The organism is Stenotrophomonas sp. ZAC14A_NAIMI4_1 (genome assembly GCF_003086915.1).
Classification (GTDB): domain Bacteria; phylum Pseudomonadota; class Gammaproteobacteria; order Xanthomonadales; family Xanthomonadaceae; genus Stenotrophomonas.
In genome coordinates, this window is sequence record NZ_CP026002.1 from 2,766,471 (window position 1) to 2,781,647 (window position 15,177).

General features: G+C 65.4%; 13 protein-coding genes. 3 read left to right on the forward strand and 10 right to left on the reverse strand.

Annotated elements, in window-relative coordinates:
- Positions 1–7: 7 nt before the first annotated feature.
- From C1926_RS12500 to ndk, 3 genes are read right to left on the reverse strand one after another with little or no spacing between them, the layout of a single operon-like run.
- On the reverse strand, positions 8–811 hold the full coding sequence (locus tag C1926_RS12500) for a tetratricopeptide repeat protein (RefSeq protein ID WP_079221621.1): 804 nt from the start codon (positions 809–811) through the stop codon (positions 8–10).
- On the reverse strand, positions 798–2,003 hold the full coding sequence (rlmN, locus tag C1926_RS12505; RefSeq protein WP_079221620.1) for a 23S rRNA (adenine(2503)-C(2))-methyltransferase RlmN: 1,206 nt from the start codon (positions 2,001–2,003) through the stop codon (positions 798–800). Before rlmN ends, C1926_RS12500 begins: the two co-directional genes overlap by 14 nt.
- Before the next feature lie 10 nt (positions 2,004–2,013).
- Positions 2,014–2,439, reverse strand: coding sequence for a nucleoside-diphosphate kinase (gene ndk / locus C1926_RS12510; protein ID WP_008265389.1), 426 nt, complete (start codon positions 2,437–2,439; stop codon positions 2,014–2,016).
- Between the two features lie 341 nt (positions 2,440–2,780).
- Between ndk and C1926_RS12515 the strand changes: the two genes are divergently transcribed.
- From C1926_RS12515 to C1926_RS12525, 3 genes are all read left to right on the forward strand, one after another.
- Entirely contained in the window at positions 2,781–3,434 is a 654-nt protein-coding gene (locus tag C1926_RS12515) for a TetR family transcriptional regulator (protein WP_108759415.1), read from the forward strand.
- A gap of 53 nt (positions 3,435–3,487) precedes the next feature.
- Entirely contained in the window at positions 3,488–5,860 is a 2,373-nt protein-coding gene (locus tag C1926_RS12520) for a 3-hydroxyacyl-CoA dehydrogenase/enoyl-CoA hydratase family protein (protein WP_108759416.1), read from the forward strand.
- 111 nt (positions 5,861–5,971) lie between these two features.
- Positions 5,972–7,180: an acetyl-CoA C-acyltransferase gene (locus C1926_RS12525; RefSeq protein ID WP_005416236.1), complete on the forward strand. Its 1,209-nt coding sequence runs from the start codon at positions 5,972–5,974 to the stop codon at positions 7,178–7,180.
- Positions 7,181–7,723: 543 nt separating this feature from the next.
- On the opposite strand, the gene galU is transcribed toward C1926_RS12525, so the two are convergent.
- The 7 genes from galU to rpsA all read right to left on the reverse strand — a co-directional run bounded on the left by galU (position 7,724) and on the right by rpsA (position 15,141).
- Positions 7,724–8,605 carry a UTP--glucose-1-phosphate uridylyltransferase GalU gene (gene galU, locus C1926_RS12530; protein ID WP_079221617.1) on the reverse strand — a complete coding sequence of 294 codons (882 nt, stop codon included), beginning with the start codon at positions 8,603–8,605 and terminating at the stop codon, positions 7,724–7,726.
- Complete coding sequence (locus C1926_RS12535; protein ID WP_174214094.1) at positions 8,606–10,516, reverse strand: nucleoside-diphosphate sugar epimerase/dehydratase; 1,911 nt, start codon at positions 10,514–10,516, stop codon at positions 8,606–8,608.
- Positions 10,517–10,531: 15 nt separating this feature from the next.
- Positions 10,532–11,509 (reverse strand): glycosyltransferase family 4 protein, encoded by a 978-nt coding sequence (locus C1926_RS12540; protein WP_108759418.1) that lies wholly within the window; start codon positions 11,507–11,509, stop codon positions 10,532–10,534.
- A gap of 3 nt (positions 11,510–11,512) precedes the next feature.
- Positions 11,513–12,691 (reverse strand): lipopolysaccharide assembly protein LapB, encoded by a 1,179-nt coding sequence (gene lapB, locus C1926_RS12545; protein ID WP_108746518.1) that lies wholly within the window; start codon positions 12,689–12,691, stop codon positions 11,513–11,515.
- Between the two features lie 6 nt (positions 12,692–12,697).
- Entirely contained in the window at positions 12,698–12,982 is a 285-nt protein-coding gene (locus tag C1926_RS12550; protein ID WP_053511270.1) for a LapA family protein, read from the reverse strand.
- Positions 12,983–13,059: 77 nt separating this feature from the next.
- Positions 13,060–13,365 (reverse strand): integration host factor subunit beta, encoded by a 306-nt coding sequence (locus tag C1926_RS12555; protein WP_005409286.1) that lies wholly within the window; start codon positions 13,363–13,365, stop codon positions 13,060–13,062.
- Positions 13,366–13,455: 90 nt separating this feature from the next.
- On the reverse strand, positions 13,456–15,141 hold the full coding sequence (gene rpsA / locus C1926_RS12560) for a 30S ribosomal protein S1 (protein ID WP_012510790.1): 1,686 nt from the start codon (positions 15,139–15,141) through the stop codon (positions 13,456–13,458).
- Between the last annotated feature and the right edge of the window lie 36 nt (positions 15,142–15,177).

Below are 15,177 nucleotides of genomic sequence, written 5' to 3' on the forward strand. Positions count from 1 at the left end.
CTGGAGGTTAGGAGCCCGCGTCCTGCGGAAATTCCTGTCGAATCCGCTGCAGGTAACGATCGGATGCCGCCTGATCGCCCAGTCGCGCCTCGATTTCAGACGCAAGTTGTAACACGGAACGTGTGGCCGGTGCAGCCGCAATCCTACGTTCGGCGAAGGCGCGCGCCTCGAAAAACTGGCCACGGCGGAAGTTGAGCTGCGCCATCGCCTCGAGGGCGACCGGGTTGGCCGGGACCATCACCAGCGCCGCACGCAGGTCGCGCTCGGCGCGTTCCACCTGGCCGGCATCAAGCGCGCAGCGGCCGGCATTGGCCATCGCGCCGCCCGCGGAGGCATTGCCCGGCAGCTGCAGGGAACGGTCGAACCACAGCAGCGATTCGGCGGCACTGCCGTGCTGGCACAGCCAGGCGCCGTAATTGTTGAGTACGTCAGCGCGCTGCGGGGCCAGCTCGGTGGCGCGGCGGAAGCCCTCGCCCGCCTTCTCCGAGCGGCCACGGCGCTCGTCGATGCCGGCCATCAGCATCACCGCGTCCACGCCCTTGGGCCGGACCTTCAGGGCCTGGCGCACCTTGCGCTCGGCCTCGTCGAGGTTGCCCACCTGCATGTCGCGGGCAGCCAGGGCGAGCTGGTCCTGGTAACGGAATTCCTCACGCACGCCGGGCGAATCGCGCACGTGGCGCTCCGGGGCGATGTCACCGCCACGGGTGTATTCGTCGGGAAGCTGGGACTTGACGGTCTTGCTGCAGCCACTGGCCGAAACGGCCAGCACCCCTGCAATCAGGACTGGCCAGAGGCGGTCACGCGGCCGCATCGCTCCCCTTCCCTGCCTGCAACGTCTTGTTGAACTCTGCCTGGCGGCGGGTACGGTCCATCACCTGGCCCTTGAGCTGGCCACAGGCGGCATCGATGTCGTCGCCCCGGGTGCGGCGGACCATCGTCAGCACGTTGCTGTCGAGCAGGATCTTCTGGAAGGCGCGGATGTGCGCTTCTTCCGAACGCTCGTAGCGGGTGCCGGGGAACGGATTGAACGGAATCAGGTTGACCTTGCCCGAATCCTTGGCCTGCACCGCGTTGTCGAACTGGCGCATCAGGCGGGCCAGCTCGCGGGCATGCTCGGGCTTGTCGTTGATGCCCTTCATCAGGGTGTATTCGAAGGTGACCGATTCGCGGCGCTTGTTGGCGCGCAGGTAGCGTGCGCACGAAGCCATCAGCTCGGCGATCGGGTACTTCTTGTTGAGCGGAACAAGGGTCTCGCGCAGCGCATCGTTCGGCGCGTGCAGCGACACCGCCAGCGACACGTCGCTTTCGGTGGACAGGCGGTCGATCTGCGGCACCAGGCCGGAGGTCGACAGGGTCACGCGCTTGTTGGCCAGGCCGTAGCCCAGGTCGTCGCGCATCACGCTCATGGCGCGCACGACGTTGTCGAAATTCATCAGCGGCTCGCCCATGCCCATCATCACCACGTTGGTGAGGCGGCGCATCTGGTGCGGCACGTTACCCAGGTGGCGTGCGGCAACCCACACCTGGCCGATGATCTCGGCGGTGGTCAGGTTGCGGTTGAAGCCTTGGGTGGCAGTGGAGCAGAACGTGCAGTTCAGGCCACAACCAACCTGCGAGGACACGCACAGCGTGCCGCGGGTCTTGTCGGGGATGTACACGGTCTCGATGGCGTTCTTGCCATCCACCCCCATCGCCAGCAGCCACTTGTGGGTGCCGTCGGCGGAGGGCTTGTCGAACACGATGTTGGGAACCAGCACCTCGGCATGGGCCTGCAGCTTGGCGCGCAGGACCTTGCCGAGGTCGGTCATTTCATCGAAATCGGTGACGTAGCGATGGTGGATCCACTTCATCACCTGATGGGCACGGAACTTCTTCTCGCCGAGAACCTCGACGAAAAACTTCTCCAGGCCCGCGCGATCGAGGTCGAGCAGGTTCTGCTTGCCAGCCGTGGGTGCCGACTTCGGCAGCGGCTGGATGGCGGGGGACTGTACGACCTCGTTCACGGCATTACTCTCAGCGCGAGACGACTTCGGTGGCGGCGAAGAAGTAGGCGATTTCAATCGCGGCATTCTCGACCGAGTCCGAGCCGTGGGCGGCATTGGCATCGATGGATTCGGCGAAGTCGGCGCGGATGGTGCCCGCAGCGGCTTCCTTCGGGTTGGTGGCGCCCAGCAGGTCGCGGTGGGCCAGGACGGCGTTCTCGCCTTCCAGGGCCTGGATCATCACCGGGCCGGAGATCATGAACTCGACCAGCGCGTTGAAGAACGGACGCTCGCGGTGCACGGCGTAGAAGCCTTCGGCTTCACGACGCGACAGCTGCTTGTACTTGGCGGCCACGACCTTCAGGCCGGCCTTCTCGAAGCGGGCGTAGATTTCGCCGATGACGTTCTTGGCAACGGCGTCCGGCTTGATGATCGAAAGGGTGCGCTCCAGCGCCATGGGATGTCTCCAATGGATTCGGGCCGCTGATGGCCCGAAGGGTAACAAAAAAAAAGCCGCGTCGAAACGCGGGCTTAGCCTGATAAACGTAAGCGAATTGTAAGAGATATCGCGGCTGGGTGGTAGTGCCGGCCGTTGGGGTCGGATCCCCGCAGGGGCTCTGACCCCATTCCCGGGCAAGCATCGGGGTCGGAGCCCCGTTGGGGATCCGACCCCGCCCCGCCCATTCACCCACCTGAGCGGATTCTGACCGTCCCGCCGGTTTTGCTGCACTGCAAAATGCCATACGCTACCGTCTGGTTCTAGTATCAAACAATCGTTTGATTAAGGTCCGCCGCCCCATGGCCAAGCCCGCCCACTTCTCGACCAAGGACCGGATCCTCGGGGCCGCCGAGGAGCTGTTCGCCCTGCATGGCTTCGCCGGCACCTCGCTGCGCCAGGTCACCAGCCAGGCCGACGTCAACATCGCGGCGGTCAACTACCACTTCGGCTCCAAGGAAAACCTGGTCAACGAGGTGTTCCGCCGGCGCATGGATGAGATGACCAGCGTGCGCCTGGCCCAGCTCGAACGCGCCCGCAGCGAACACCCCGGGCAGCTGCGCCCGGTGCTGGCCGCCTTCGTCGAGCCCGCCCTGGCCATGGCCCAGGACCGGCAGAGCGGTGGTGCCTTCGTGCGGGTGATCGCCCGCGCCTACGCCGAAAAGAACGACAACCTGCGCAAGTTCCTGTCCGACCACTACGGCCACGTGCTGCGCGCGTTCGGCAAGGCCATCGCCGAGTGCGTGCCGGGCCTGAGCAAGGAAGAGCTGTACTGGCGCCTGGATTTCCTCGCCGGTTCGCTCACCTATGCCATGGCCGATTTCGGCCTGATCAAGCGACCCGCAGGTGTCACCGAAGCGGCGCATCGTGCCCATGCCGCCCACGAACTGATCCATTTCGCCGAAGCCGGGTTCCGCGCCGCCGCACGCGGCAGCGCCCTGCCCACTTCTCCGTGATTCCACCGGGTGTGACCCACCCAGTAACTGCTGACCAACAAAGGCCCTACACCATGTCCAATTCCCTGCTAGTCCGCCGCGCCGCCGTGCTGGGTGCCGGCGTCATGGGTGCCCAGATCGCCGCTCACCTCACCAATGCTGGCGTCGACACCGTGCTGTTCGACCTGCCCGCGAAGGAAGGTCCGGCCGACGGCATCGTGCTGAAGGCGATCGCCAACCTGGGCAAGCTGAGCCCGGCGCCGCTGGCCAGCAAGTCGCTGGCCGAAGCCATCACCCCGGCCAACTACGAGTCGGGCCTGGACCAGCTGAAGGACTGCGACCTGATCATCGAGGCCATCGCCGAGCGCATGGACTGGAAGCAGGACCTGTACAAGAAGATCGCCCCGTTCGTGGCCGACCACGCGGTGCTGGCCTCCAACACCTCGGGCCTGGGCATCAACAAGCTGGCCGACGTGCTGCCCGAGCAGCTGCGCCACCGCTTCTGCGGCGTGCACTTCTTCAACCCGCCGCGCTACATGCACCTGGCCGAACTGATCCCGGCCAGCACCACCGACGCCGCCGTGCTGGAAGGCCTGGAAGAATTCCTGGTCACCACTCTGGGCAAGGGCGTGGTGTACGCCAAGGACACCCCGAACTTCATCGGCAACCGCATCGGCGTGTTCTCGATCCTGTCCACCATCCACCACACCCAGCAGTTCGGGCTGGGCTTCGATGAAGTGGACGGCCTGACCGGCCCGCTGGTCGGCCGCCCGAAGTCGGCCACCTACCGCACCTCCGACGTGGTCGGCCTGGACACCATGGCCCACGTCATCAAGACCATGGGCGACACCCTGCCCAACGACCCGTGGCATGAATTCTTCAAGTCGCCGAAGTGGCTGGACGCGCTGATCGCCAAGGGCGCGCTGGGCCAGAAGACCGGCGCCGGTATCTTCCGCAAGGTCGGCAAGGACATCGTCGTGCTGGACCTGGAAAAGCAGGATTACCGCCCGGCCGACCGCACTGCCGCACCGGAAGTGGTCGAGATCCTGAAGATCAAAAATCCGGCCGAGAAGTTCGCCAAGCTGCGCGAGAGCCAGCACCCGCAGGCGCAGTTCCTGTGGGCGACCTTCCGCGATCTGTTCCACTACAGCGCCTACCACCTGGCCGACATCGCCGAGACCGCGCGCGACGTTGACCTCGCCATCCGCTGGGGCTACGGCTGGTCGCTCGGCCCGTTCGAAACCTGGCAGGCCGCCGGCTGGAAGCAGGTCGCGCAGTGGATCGCCGATGACATCGTCGCCGGCAAGAGCATGAGCAGCGCCCCGCTGCCGGACTGGGTGTTCGATGGCCGCGACGGCGTGCATGCCGCCGAAGGCAGCTACAGCCCGTCGCGCAACGCCAAGCTGCCGCGCTCGTCGCTGCCGGTGTACCAGCGCCAGCGCTTCCCGGATCCGCTGCTGGGCGAGAAGTTCGCCCCGGGCGAGACCGTGTTCGAGAACGACGGCCTGCGCATGTGGCATGACGGCGACGGCATTGCCGTGGTCAGCTTCAAGACCAAGATGAACACCGTCTCCGACCAGGTGCTCGACGGCCTGCAGGAGTGCGTCAGCCGCGCCGAGAAGGACTTCCAGGGTCTGGTGATCTGGCAGCAGAAGGAACCCTTCTCCGCCGGCGCCGATCTGGCCGGTGCCCTCGGCCTGCTGCAGGCCGGCAAGGTCGACCAGTTCGAAGAGATGGTCGCCAACTTCCAGCGCACCAGCCAGCGCATCAAGTACTCGCTGGTACCGGTGGTGGCTGCCGTGCGCGGCCTGGCCCTGGGTGGCGGCTGCGAGTTCCAGATGCACAGCGCCAAGACTGTCGCCTTCCTGGAAAGCTACATCGGCCTGGTCGAGGCCGGCGTCGGCCTGCTGCCGGCCGGTGGCGGCCTGAAGGAACTGGCCGTGCGCGCCTCGCAGGCCGCAGGCCCGGGCGGTGACGTGTTCGCCGAACTGAAGAAGACCTTCGAGACCGTGGCGATGGCCAAGGTGTCCAACTCGGCGGTCAACGCCCAGGAACTGGGCCTGCTGCGCAGCACCGACAAGGTGGTGTTCAACAGCTATGAAGCGCTGTACATCGCCAAGGCCGAAGCCCGTGCGCTGGCCGAAGCCGGTTACCGCCCGCCGCTGCCGGCACGCCGCATCCAGGTTGCCGGTGACGTGGGTATCGCCACCTTCAAGATGATGCTGGTGAACATGCTGGAAGGCCGTTTCATCAGCCCGTACGACTACGAGATCGCCGAGCGCATCGCCACCGTGCTGTGCGGCGGCAAGGTCGACCGCGGCACCCTGGTGGACGAAGAGTGGCTGCTGACCCTGGAGCGCAAGCACTTCGTCGAACTGGCCCAGCAGGAAAAGACCCAGGCCCGCATCGCGCACATGCTGAAGACCGGCAAGCCGCTGCGGAACTGATCGCCCCCCCTGCTTCTGGTGGGTGCCGACCGTTGGTCGGCACTCATCTGCCCCTGGTAGGTGCCGACCGCTGGTCGGCACTCCGGCTAAAAAATTCGAGAGATCACCGCAATGACCAAGCAAATCCAGGACGCCTACATCGTCGCCGCCACCCGCACCCCGGTCGGCAAGGCGCCCAAGGGCATGTTCCGCAACACCCGCCCCGATGACATGCTTGCGCACGTGCTGCGCAGCGTCGTCGCCCAGGCCCCGGGCGTGGACGTCAACCGCATCGATGACGCGATCATCGGCTGCGCCATGCCGGAAGCCGAGCAGGGCATGAACGTGGCCCGCATCGGCGTGCTGCTGGCCGGCCTGCCGAACACGATTGCCGCGCAGACCGTGAACCGCTTCTGCTCCTCCGGCCTGCAGGCCGTGGCGCAGGCCGCCGACGCGATCCGCCTGGGCAACGCCGACCTGATGCTGGCCGGTGGCACCGAGTCGATGTCGATGGTGCCGATGATGGGCAACAAGATCGCGATGGCCCCGAGCGTGTTCGACAACGACCACGTCGCCATCGCCTACGGCATGGGCATCACCGCCGAGAAGGTGGCCGAAGAGTGGAAGGTCTCGCGCGAAGACCAGGACGCCTTTGCCCTGGCCTCGCACCAGAAGGCCATGGCCGCCATCCAGAACGGCGAGTTCAAGGATGAGATCAGCCCGTACGAGATCGTCTCGCACCTGCCGGACCTGGCCGATGGCCAGCGCATCATCACCCGCAACAAGGTGGCCGATACCGACGAAGGCCCGCGCCCGGATTCCTCGGCCGAAGGCCTGGCCAAGCTGCGCCCGGTGTTCCGCAACGGCCAGTTCGGCGGCACGGTCACTGCCGGCAACTCCTCGCAGATGAGCGATGGCGCTGGCGCCGTGCTGCTGGCGTCGGAGCAGGCAATCAAGGATTACGGCCTGACCCCGCTTGCCCGTTTCGTCAGCTTCTCGGTGGCCGGCGTGCGTCCGGAAGTGATGGGCATCGGCCCGATCGCCGCGATCCCGAAGGCACTGAAGCAAGCCGGCCTGACCCAGGACCAGCTGGACTGGATCGAGCTCAACGAAGCCTTCGCCGCGCAGTCGCTGGCGGTGATCCGCGATTGCGGCCTGGACCCGAGCAAGGTCAACCCGCTGGGCGGCGCGATTGCCCTGGGTCACCCGCTGGGCGCGACCGGCGCGATCCGTACCGCAACCCTGCTGCACGGCCTGCGTCGTCGCCAGCAGAAGTACGGCATGGTGACGATGTGCATCGGGACCGGCATGGGCGCGGCGGGTATTTTCGAGGCGCTGTAAGGTTCAGAGCGTTGCCGGCGGACGTGCTGGTTTGCTGCGGGGCCCGGGTGGGTGAGACTGCCCGGGACACGCCGTAAACCCGTCCATGGGGGCTCGATGGCGCCATCCATGGCGCCAACGGTCCCGGTCAGCCTCACCCACCCGTGCCACCCGGCATTCCGCGCGGCGGAAGGGTGAGCAAAGGCAAGATCAAAAGCGGGGTCAGAGCCCTTTGCTGCGCAAAGGGATCTGACCCCGATAAGCGGGCAAAGGCAAGGTCAATTGCCGGGGTCGGATCCCTTTGCGCAGCAAAGGGCTCTGACCCAAAAAGAAAAAGGCAGCCATCGGCTGCCTTTTTTGCTCTTGCCCTTGCCCTTGATTCCGCCCTCCCCGTCCGCGCCCCACGGAATCTGTCGAGAGGCGGGGGCGGGCCGATGCAGGACCGCAGGCGCCATGGATGGCGCCTACGAGCCCCCATGGATGGGTTCACGGCGTGTCCTGCAGCGGCCCGCCCCCGCCTCCCCGGCTATACAGGGAGGCGCAAAACGGAGCGCTCGAACACCCTCACTCTTCCGCCAGCATCTCCGTCAGCTTCGCGCGCGCCGGCTTCGCCAGCTTCTTGTTCTCCAGCGCGAAACGGATCGTCGCTTCGACCAGGCCCAGATGGGTACCACAGTCAAAACGGGTGCCTTCGAAGCGGTACGCGTCCACTTCGTCGGTCGCCAGCAGCGAAGCGATCGCATCGGTCAGCTGGATTTCGCCGCCGGCACCGGTGCCGGTGGATTCCAGCAGCTCGAAGATCTTCGGGCTCAGCACGTAACGGCCAACCACCGCCAGATCGCTCGGCGCGTCCTCGGGCTTCGGCTTCTCCACGATCTGCGAAATACGGCCCTTGCGACCATCGAACGCTTCGGTCGCCACGATGCCGTAGCTGGCGGTGTTCTCGTGCGGCACGTCTTCCACTGCGATCACGCTCGCACCGCTAGCCTCGTTGAGGTCAGCCATCTGCTTCAGCGCGCCGTCGCCACGGTTCCAGATCAGATCGTCCGGCAGCAGCACCGCAAACGGTTCGTCACCGATCACCGACTTCGCACACAGCACGGCATGGCCCAGGCCCAGCGCCTCGGCCTGGGTGACGAAGATCGCACGCACACCCTCAGGCAGCACGTGGCGGATCATCTCCAGCTGCTCGTGCTTGCCCGCACGCTCCAGCTTCTGTTCCAGCTCGTAGGCCTTGTCGAAATAATCGGCAACGGCGTGCTTGTAGCGGTTGGTGATGAAGATCAGGGTGTCGCAACCGGCCTCGATGGCCTCGTCAACAGCGTATTGGATAAGCGGACGATCGATGATCGGCAGCATTTCCTTCGGAACCGTCTTGGTTGCCGGCAAAAAGCGCGTCCCGAGCCCTGCCACTGGAAAAACCGCCTTACGAATTCGCTTGCTCATTTAGTACCTGTTGGCCTCGCGTGCCGGAAAGGGAACAACTTTAGCGGAGGAGATGTAAGCGTCCTGTTCAATCGGAGAGAACTCCGGCATCGTCGCGAACAGCACTTCCCGGATCGTATCAGTGTCGTACTCGGCGATAGCGTCACGCAGTCTCGGCACGTTGCCCAGCACGATGTCGCGCGAGAACGTGCGTACGCCGGCTTCCAGCACCTTGGGGTGCGAGGTCGGCCGGTAATCCTCGTCCGAATAGAACAGGGTCTCGTGCAGCTTCTCGCCCGGGCGCAGGCCGGTGTAGATGATCGGAATGTCCTTGTACGGCTGCTTGCCGGCCAGGCGGATCATCTGTTCGGCCAGCACGCGGATCGGCACCGGCTCGCCCATGTCCAGGGTGTAGATGGCACCGTGCGACGCCGACGCCGCTGCCTGCAGGATCAGCTGGCAGGCTTCGGGGATCGTCATGAAGTAGCGGGTCACTTCCGGGTCGGTCACCGTGATCGGGCCGCCGCGCAGGATCTGCTCGCGGAACAGCGGCACCACGCTGCCGGCCGAATCGAGCACGTTGCCGAAGCGCACGGTGACGAAACGGGTATGCGTGGACTTCTGGTCCAGGCTCTGGCAGATCATCTCGGCGTAGCGCTTGCTGGCGCCGAGTGCATTGACCGGATCGACGGCCTTGTCGGTGGAGATGAAAACGAAATGCTCGACGCGGGCTTCCATGCACGCACGCGCGACGTTTTCGGTAGCCAGGATGTTGTTGCGCACCGCTTCGCGCAGCTGGCGCTCGAGCACCGGCACATGCTTGTAGGCGGCCGCATGGAAGGCGGTATCGACCGGGTGCAGCGACAGCGCGTGGCGCATCACCGCGGGGTCACCGCAGTCGCCCAGCACCGCTTCGATCTGCACGTCGGGGAAGCTGCGGCGCAGCTCGGCCTCGATGGTCAGCAGCAGCAGCTCGCTCATTTCCAGCAGCACGATGCGGCCGGCGCCGTGGCGCGCGCACTGGCGGCACAGTTCCGAACCGATCGAGCCGCCGGCACCGGTGACCATCACCGTGCGCCCGCCCAGCCAGCCACGGATCAGGTTCCAGTCCGGCATGATCGGCTTGCGGCCGAGCAGGTCCTCGATGGCCACTTCCTTCAGCTGGCCCGGCAGCGACTGGCCCTGCAGGATGTCGCTGAGCTTGGGCACGGTGCGGAACGGAATGCCGGTGCTTTCGCAGATGGCGACCACGCGCTGCATGCCCACCGCGTCCAGCGAGGGAATGGCGATGACCAGCAGCTTGGCTGCGGTTTCGCGGGCCACGGCCGGGGCGTCATCGAGGGTGCCCAGGATCGGCAGGCTCTGCAGCTTGGCGCCGCGCAGGTGCGGGGCGTCGTCCAGCAGGCCGACCGGCTCGAAGTTGCCGGAGCGGCGCAGGTCGCGCACCAGGGTTTCGGCCGCCTGTCCGGCGCCCAGGATGAGCACGCGCCGCGCGGTCGAATCGGACTGCAGCGACTGGTAGTCCTTCCACGCCCGGTACAGCAGGCGCGGCGCGCCCAGCAGCGCCGACAGCGCGAAGGGATAGATCACCAGCACCGACAGCGGAACGCCGTTGAAGCGCTTCCAGGCCAGCACCAGCACGATGGCGACCAGGCCGATGAAGCTGGCCTTGAAGATATTCAGCAGGTCGCTGACGCTGGCGAACCGCCACAGGCCACGGTACAGGCCGACCCGCCAGAACACGATGCCCTGGAGCGCGAGCACCAGCGTCGTATCGACGTTCCACAGGGGCAGCGACGGGGCGTCAGGCAGGATGGAGTAACGGCCGGCATGCAGCAGCTGCCAACAGGCCCAGACCATGAACAGGTCATGGCAGACGATGGCCGTGCGAGGCAACAGGCCAAGGATTCTGTCCCGCCAGGGTGAAGACATATTTCGAGTAATTCCTTATCGGTGGCGCAATCCATTGCGCAGGAGGAGCCAAAGCAGGGCCAGCGCGGAAATCCACGCGACCGCTACGACAGCCTCCCACCTCGGCTGCAATCTGGTGCAGATATTGAACACTGTAATACTGAACAGGCCTACAACAAAATACATCCCTGTCACCTGGGCGTGGCTGGCTCCTGCCTGCACCGCGCGCTGGTAGACATGCTGGGTGTGGGGTTCCATCCAGCGCTGTCCTGAAAGGATGCGCGCCAACAGCGTGAAGCCCGCGTCCACGAGGAACGGGGAAATGGGCACCAGCAGCAGCAACCAGTTGATTTCCGTACGCAGCGCGGCCACCGCCAGAACGACGGAGACGGCATAGCCAAGCGCGCCACTTCCGACATCGCCCATGAAAATGCGCGCCTTCGGGAAATTGAACGGCAGGAAACCAAGGCAGGCCAGGCCCAAGGCGATGGCAACCAGCGACCAGGGCCAGGGCAGCACGGCGGCGAAGCCCAGCGCGGCCAGTACCGCCTGGCTGCTGGCGATGCCGTTGATCCCATCCATGAAGTTCCAGATGTTGATCAGCGAGGCAGTGAAGACCAGCACCAGCAGGGCCAGCAGCCAGCTGCCACCGTGCACCTTGACCAGCGCGGCGAGCAGGCCGGCGGCAATGAAGTGCACCAGCAGGCGGCGCAGGGCCGGCAGCGGCCGATGGTCATCCCACCAGCCGATGCCCGCCACCAGCAGCAGGCCGAGACTGGCCACGCCAAGGCTGGCAGCGGCAGCCGGCCACACCCACATGGCCGCCACGGCGGCCACCAGCAGGCTGATGACGATGGCGATGCCACCGCCACGCGGGGTCGCCACGCTGTGGCTGCGGCGTTCGCCGGGCTGATCCAGCAACTGCTGGCGCAGCGCATAGCCGCGTGCCGCCCAGGTCAGCGCGGCGCTGAGCAGGGCCAGCCCCAGCAGCGCGGCCATCACCTGCCAGACCATGGCTCAGAGCACCGCGTAGTTCAGCAGCGGCTTGACCGTGCCCCACTCCTTGCAGCTCGGGCACTGCCAGTGGTGGGTGCGCGCGCCGAAACCGCAGCGGGTGCAGCGGTAGGCGGGGTTGCGCACCAGCAACTGGTCGGTGATGTGCTTGAGGTCGTGCAGGGTGGCCGTGGAATCGGCACCTTCGGCCAGGGTCAGGTCGATCAGGGCTGATTCGCCGCGCACCGACGGGCGATCCTTCAACTGGCGGCCGAGGTAGGCACGGGCGGGTGCCACGCCCTCCTGCTCTTCCATCAGGCGGGTCAGCGCCAGAACCGGGGCGATGCCGCGGTAGTGCTCGGTCATTTCCGACAGGAAAGCACGCGCGCCGCCGAGGTCACCCACCTTGCGGTAGTTCTCCATCAGCGCCGGCAGCAGTTCGGGCAGGTACTCGGGATCATTGCGCGCGGCGCGCTCGAAGGCACGCACGGCAGCCTCGGCGTTGCCGGCATCGGTTTCCAGGCGGCCTTCGATGATGCCGGCGCGCACCGACATGGCATCGGCCTGGTAGGCCCGGGCAATGGCCGCCCTCGCCTCTTCCAGCTTGCCGGCGCCACGGAAGCGCTCGGCCAGCTCGCACTCGAACTGCCCGATCAGCTTGCCCATCGGCTCGCCGGTGACATCCTCGAAGCGGGTGGCGTTGTCGATGGCCTTTTCCCAGTCGCGCTCGGCCTGGTAGATGCCGATCAGGTGCTTGAGCGCCTGCGGTGCGCGCTGGTCCAGCTGGGCCAGTTCGGTGAACACGGTTTCAGCACGGTCCAGCAGGCCGGACTTCATGTAGTCCTCGCCCAGCGCCAGCAGCGCCTGCACGCGCTGGGCGTCGCTCAGGTCGTTGCGGTTGACCAGGCCCTGGTGCAGGCGGATCGCGCGGTCCACTTCGCCACGACGGCGGAACAGGTGGCCCAGCGCGACCTGGGTCTCGAAGGTTTCCTTGTCCAGCTCGGCGATGTGCAGGAACAGTTCGATGGCCTTGTCCGGCTGCTCGTTGAGCAGGTAGTTCAGGCCACGGAAATAGGTGCTGGACAGGTGGCTGACCTGGTTGTCGCCATGGCGTTGCCCGCCGCGCCGCCCGATGACCCAGCCGGCCAGCGCCGCCAGGGGAACGAACAGGAAGAACCAGAACCACTCGGTGACGAAATCCATCTTCGATCAGCGTCCATCAAAAGATTGGGAGGGGGAAACCGGGGCCACGGGGGTGGCGACCGACTTGTTGGCACGGCGCAGCTGGGCGTAGAGCGGAATGACCACGCTCACCAGCACCAGGCCGGCACCGACGATGACGCCGATCAGCAGCGAAGCGATGATCGCCACGCCAATCGAGGTCTTGAGCTGGGTGAACACCAGGTTGATGGTCATCTCGTCCATGTTCATGGCACCGATGATCAACCCGAGAAGCAGCACCGCCAGCAGGACCAGCAGACGAAAAACCTTCATGCGACAGCTCCAGTGGCAGGAGGTCGTAGCTTATCCGACTCGCCGCGGTATTCGCACGCGGTGACGCGACGGGACACTCAGGCCGGATCGGCGTCCAGCGGCAGCACGCTGCTGACCCGCTCACGCAGTTCCTTGCCTGGCTTGAAATGGGGAACGTGCTTGCCCGGCAGGGCGACCGATTCGCCGGTCTTGGGATTGCGGCCCAGGCGCGGCGGACGGTAGTGCAGCGAGAAGCTGCCAAAGCCACGGATTTCGATGCGATCCCCGGCAGAGAGGGAACCGCCCATCATTTCCAGCAACGACTTCACCGCCAGATCGACATCATCGGCCTTCAGGTGCGCCTGGCGGCGCGCGAGGATTTCGATCAGTTCGGATTTGGTCATTGCCGGCTCACATCAAGGGTCACTCACCCTGAAACGGCCCGGGCAACAATGCCCGGGCCGTCCAGGAAACAACGTACAGCGTAAGGCCGATTACTCGGACTTGTTGCCGCTCAGCTGTGCACGCAGCAGCGCGCCCAGCTGGGTGGTGCCGCTGGCAGCCGAAGAGGACTGGTATTCCTCCAGCACTTCGCGCATTTCAGCGTCGTCCTTGGCCTTGATCGACAGCTGCAGGGTACGGCCCTTGCGGTCCATGCCCACGAACTTGGCTTCGACCTTGTCGCCGACCTTCAGGTGCTGGGTGGCGTCGTCAACGCGCTCGTTGGCGATGTCGCGTGCCGAGACGTAACCTTCGATGCCGTCAGCCAGCTCGATGATCGCGCCCTTGGCGTCGACTTCCTTCACCACGCCTTCGACCTTGGAGCCCTTCGGATTGGCAGCCATGTACTGGCCGAACGGATCCTGCTCCAGCTGCTTCACGCCCAGGGAGATGCGCTCGCGCTCCGGATCGACAGCCAGGACGACGGCGTCCAGGGTATCGCCCTTCTTGAAGTTGCGAACGATGTCTTCGCCAGTGGTCGCCCAGCTGATGTCGGACAGGTGAACCAGGCCGTCGATGCCGCCGTCCAGGCCGATGAAGATGCCGAAGTCGGTGATCGACTTGATCTGGCCTGACACCTTGTCACCCTTCTTGTGGGTGGCTGCGAAGGTTTCCCACGGATTGGCGGCAACCTGCTTCATGCCCAGCGAGATGCGGCGACGCTCTTCGTCGACGTCCAGCACCATCACTTCGACTTCGTCACCAACCTGCACAACCTTGGACGGGTTGACGTTCTTGTTGGTCCAATCCATCTCGGAGACGTGCACCAGGCCTTCGACGCCCGGCTCGATCTCGACGAACGCGCCGTAATCGGTGACGTTGGAGACCTTGCCGAAGACGCGGCTGTTGGCCGGGTAACGACGGGCGATGTTATCCCACGGATCTTCGCCCAGCTGCTTCAGGCCCAGCGAAACGCGGTTGCGCTCGCGGTCGAACTTCAGCACGCGCACGTCCAGCTCGTCGCCGACGTTCACGACTTCGGACGGATGGCGCACGCGCTTCCATGCCATGTCGGTGATGTGCAGCAGGCCGTCGATACCGCCCAGGTCCACGAATGCGCCGTAGTCGGTCAGGTTCTTGACGACACCCTTCAGGATCGCGCCTTCCTGCAGCTTGTCCATCAGCTGCTCGCGCTCTTCCGAGTGCTCGCTTTCGACGACAGCGCGGCGCGAAACCACGACGTTGTTACGCTTGCGGTCCAGCTTGATGAGCTTGAACTCGAGTTCCTTGCCTTCCAGGTAGGCCGGATCGCGCACCGGGCGCACATCGACCAGGGAACCCGGCAGGAAGGCGCGGACATCCTTGATGTCCACGGTGAAACCACCCTTGACCTTGCCGCTGATGCGGCCGGTGATGGTTTCGTTCTTTTCCAACGCTTCTTCCAGCTCGTCCCACACCATCGCGCGCTTGGCCTTCTCGCGCGACAGGACGGTTTCGCCGAAGCCGTTCTCGATGGAGTCGAGGGCGACCTTGACGATGTCGCCTTCGGCGACGTCGATTTCGCCAGCGTCGTTACGGAACTGTTCGATCGGCACGATGCCTTCGGACTTCAGGCCAGCGTTGATCACCACGACGTCGCCGCGGACTTCAACAACGGTACCGCTGACGATGGCGCCCGGCTTCAGCTTGGCCAGGTTGGCCTGGCTGGCTTCAAACAGTTCGGCAAATGATTCGGTCATTAGATTTACTCTGTTGGACACATGGGTCGGTTGGCT

What these genes read in the sequence shown, in the direction of transcription:
- C1926_RS12535 (WP_174214094.1), bottom strand. Translation starts at nt 10,516, where the DNA reads ATGTCTTCACCCTGGCGGGACAGAATCCTTGGCCTGTTGCCTCGCACG.
- lapB (WP_108746518.1), bottom strand. Translation starts at nt 12,691, where the DNA reads ATGGATTTCGTCACCGAGTGGTTCTGGTTCTTCCTGTTCGTTCCCCTG.
- C1926_RS12555 (WP_005409286.1), bottom strand. Translation starts at nt 13,365, where the DNA reads ATGACCAAATCCGAACTGATCGAAATCCTCGCGCGCCGCCAGGCGCAC.
- ndk (WP_008265389.1), bottom strand. Translation starts at nt 2,439, where the DNA reads ATGGCGCTGGAGCGCACCCTTTCGATCATCAAGCCGGACGCCGTTGCC.
- galU (WP_079221617.1), bottom strand. Translation starts at nt 8,605, where the DNA reads ATGAGCAAGCGAATTCGTAAGGCGGTTTTTCCAGTGGCAGGGCTCGGG.
- C1926_RS12540 (WP_108759418.1), bottom strand. Translation starts at nt 11,509, where the DNA reads ATGGTCTGGCAGGTGATGGCCGCGCTGCTGGGGCTGGCCCTGCTCAGC.
- C1926_RS12500 (WP_079221621.1), bottom strand. Translation starts at nt 811, where the DNA reads ATGCGGCCGCGTGACCGCCTCTGGCCAGTCCTGATTGCAGGGGTGCTG.
- C1926_RS12525 (WP_005416236.1), top strand. Translation starts at nt 5,972, where the DNA reads ATGACCAAGCAAATCCAGGACGCCTACATCGTCGCCGCCACCCGCACC.
- C1926_RS12515 (WP_108759415.1), top strand. Translation starts at nt 2,781, where the DNA reads ATGGCCAAGCCCGCCCACTTCTCGACCAAGGACCGGATCCTCGGGGCC.
- C1926_RS12550 (WP_053511270.1), bottom strand. Translation starts at nt 12,982, where the DNA reads ATGAAGGTTTTTCGTCTGCTGGTCCTGCTGGCGGTGCTGCTTCTCGGG.
- rpsA (WP_012510790.1), bottom strand. Translation starts at nt 15,141, where the DNA reads ATGACCGAATCATTTGCCGAACTGTTTGAAGCCAGCCAGGCCAACCTG.
- C1926_RS12520 (WP_108759416.1), top strand. Translation starts at nt 3,488, where the DNA reads ATGTCCAATTCCCTGCTAGTCCGCCGCGCCGCCGTGCTGGGTGCCGGC.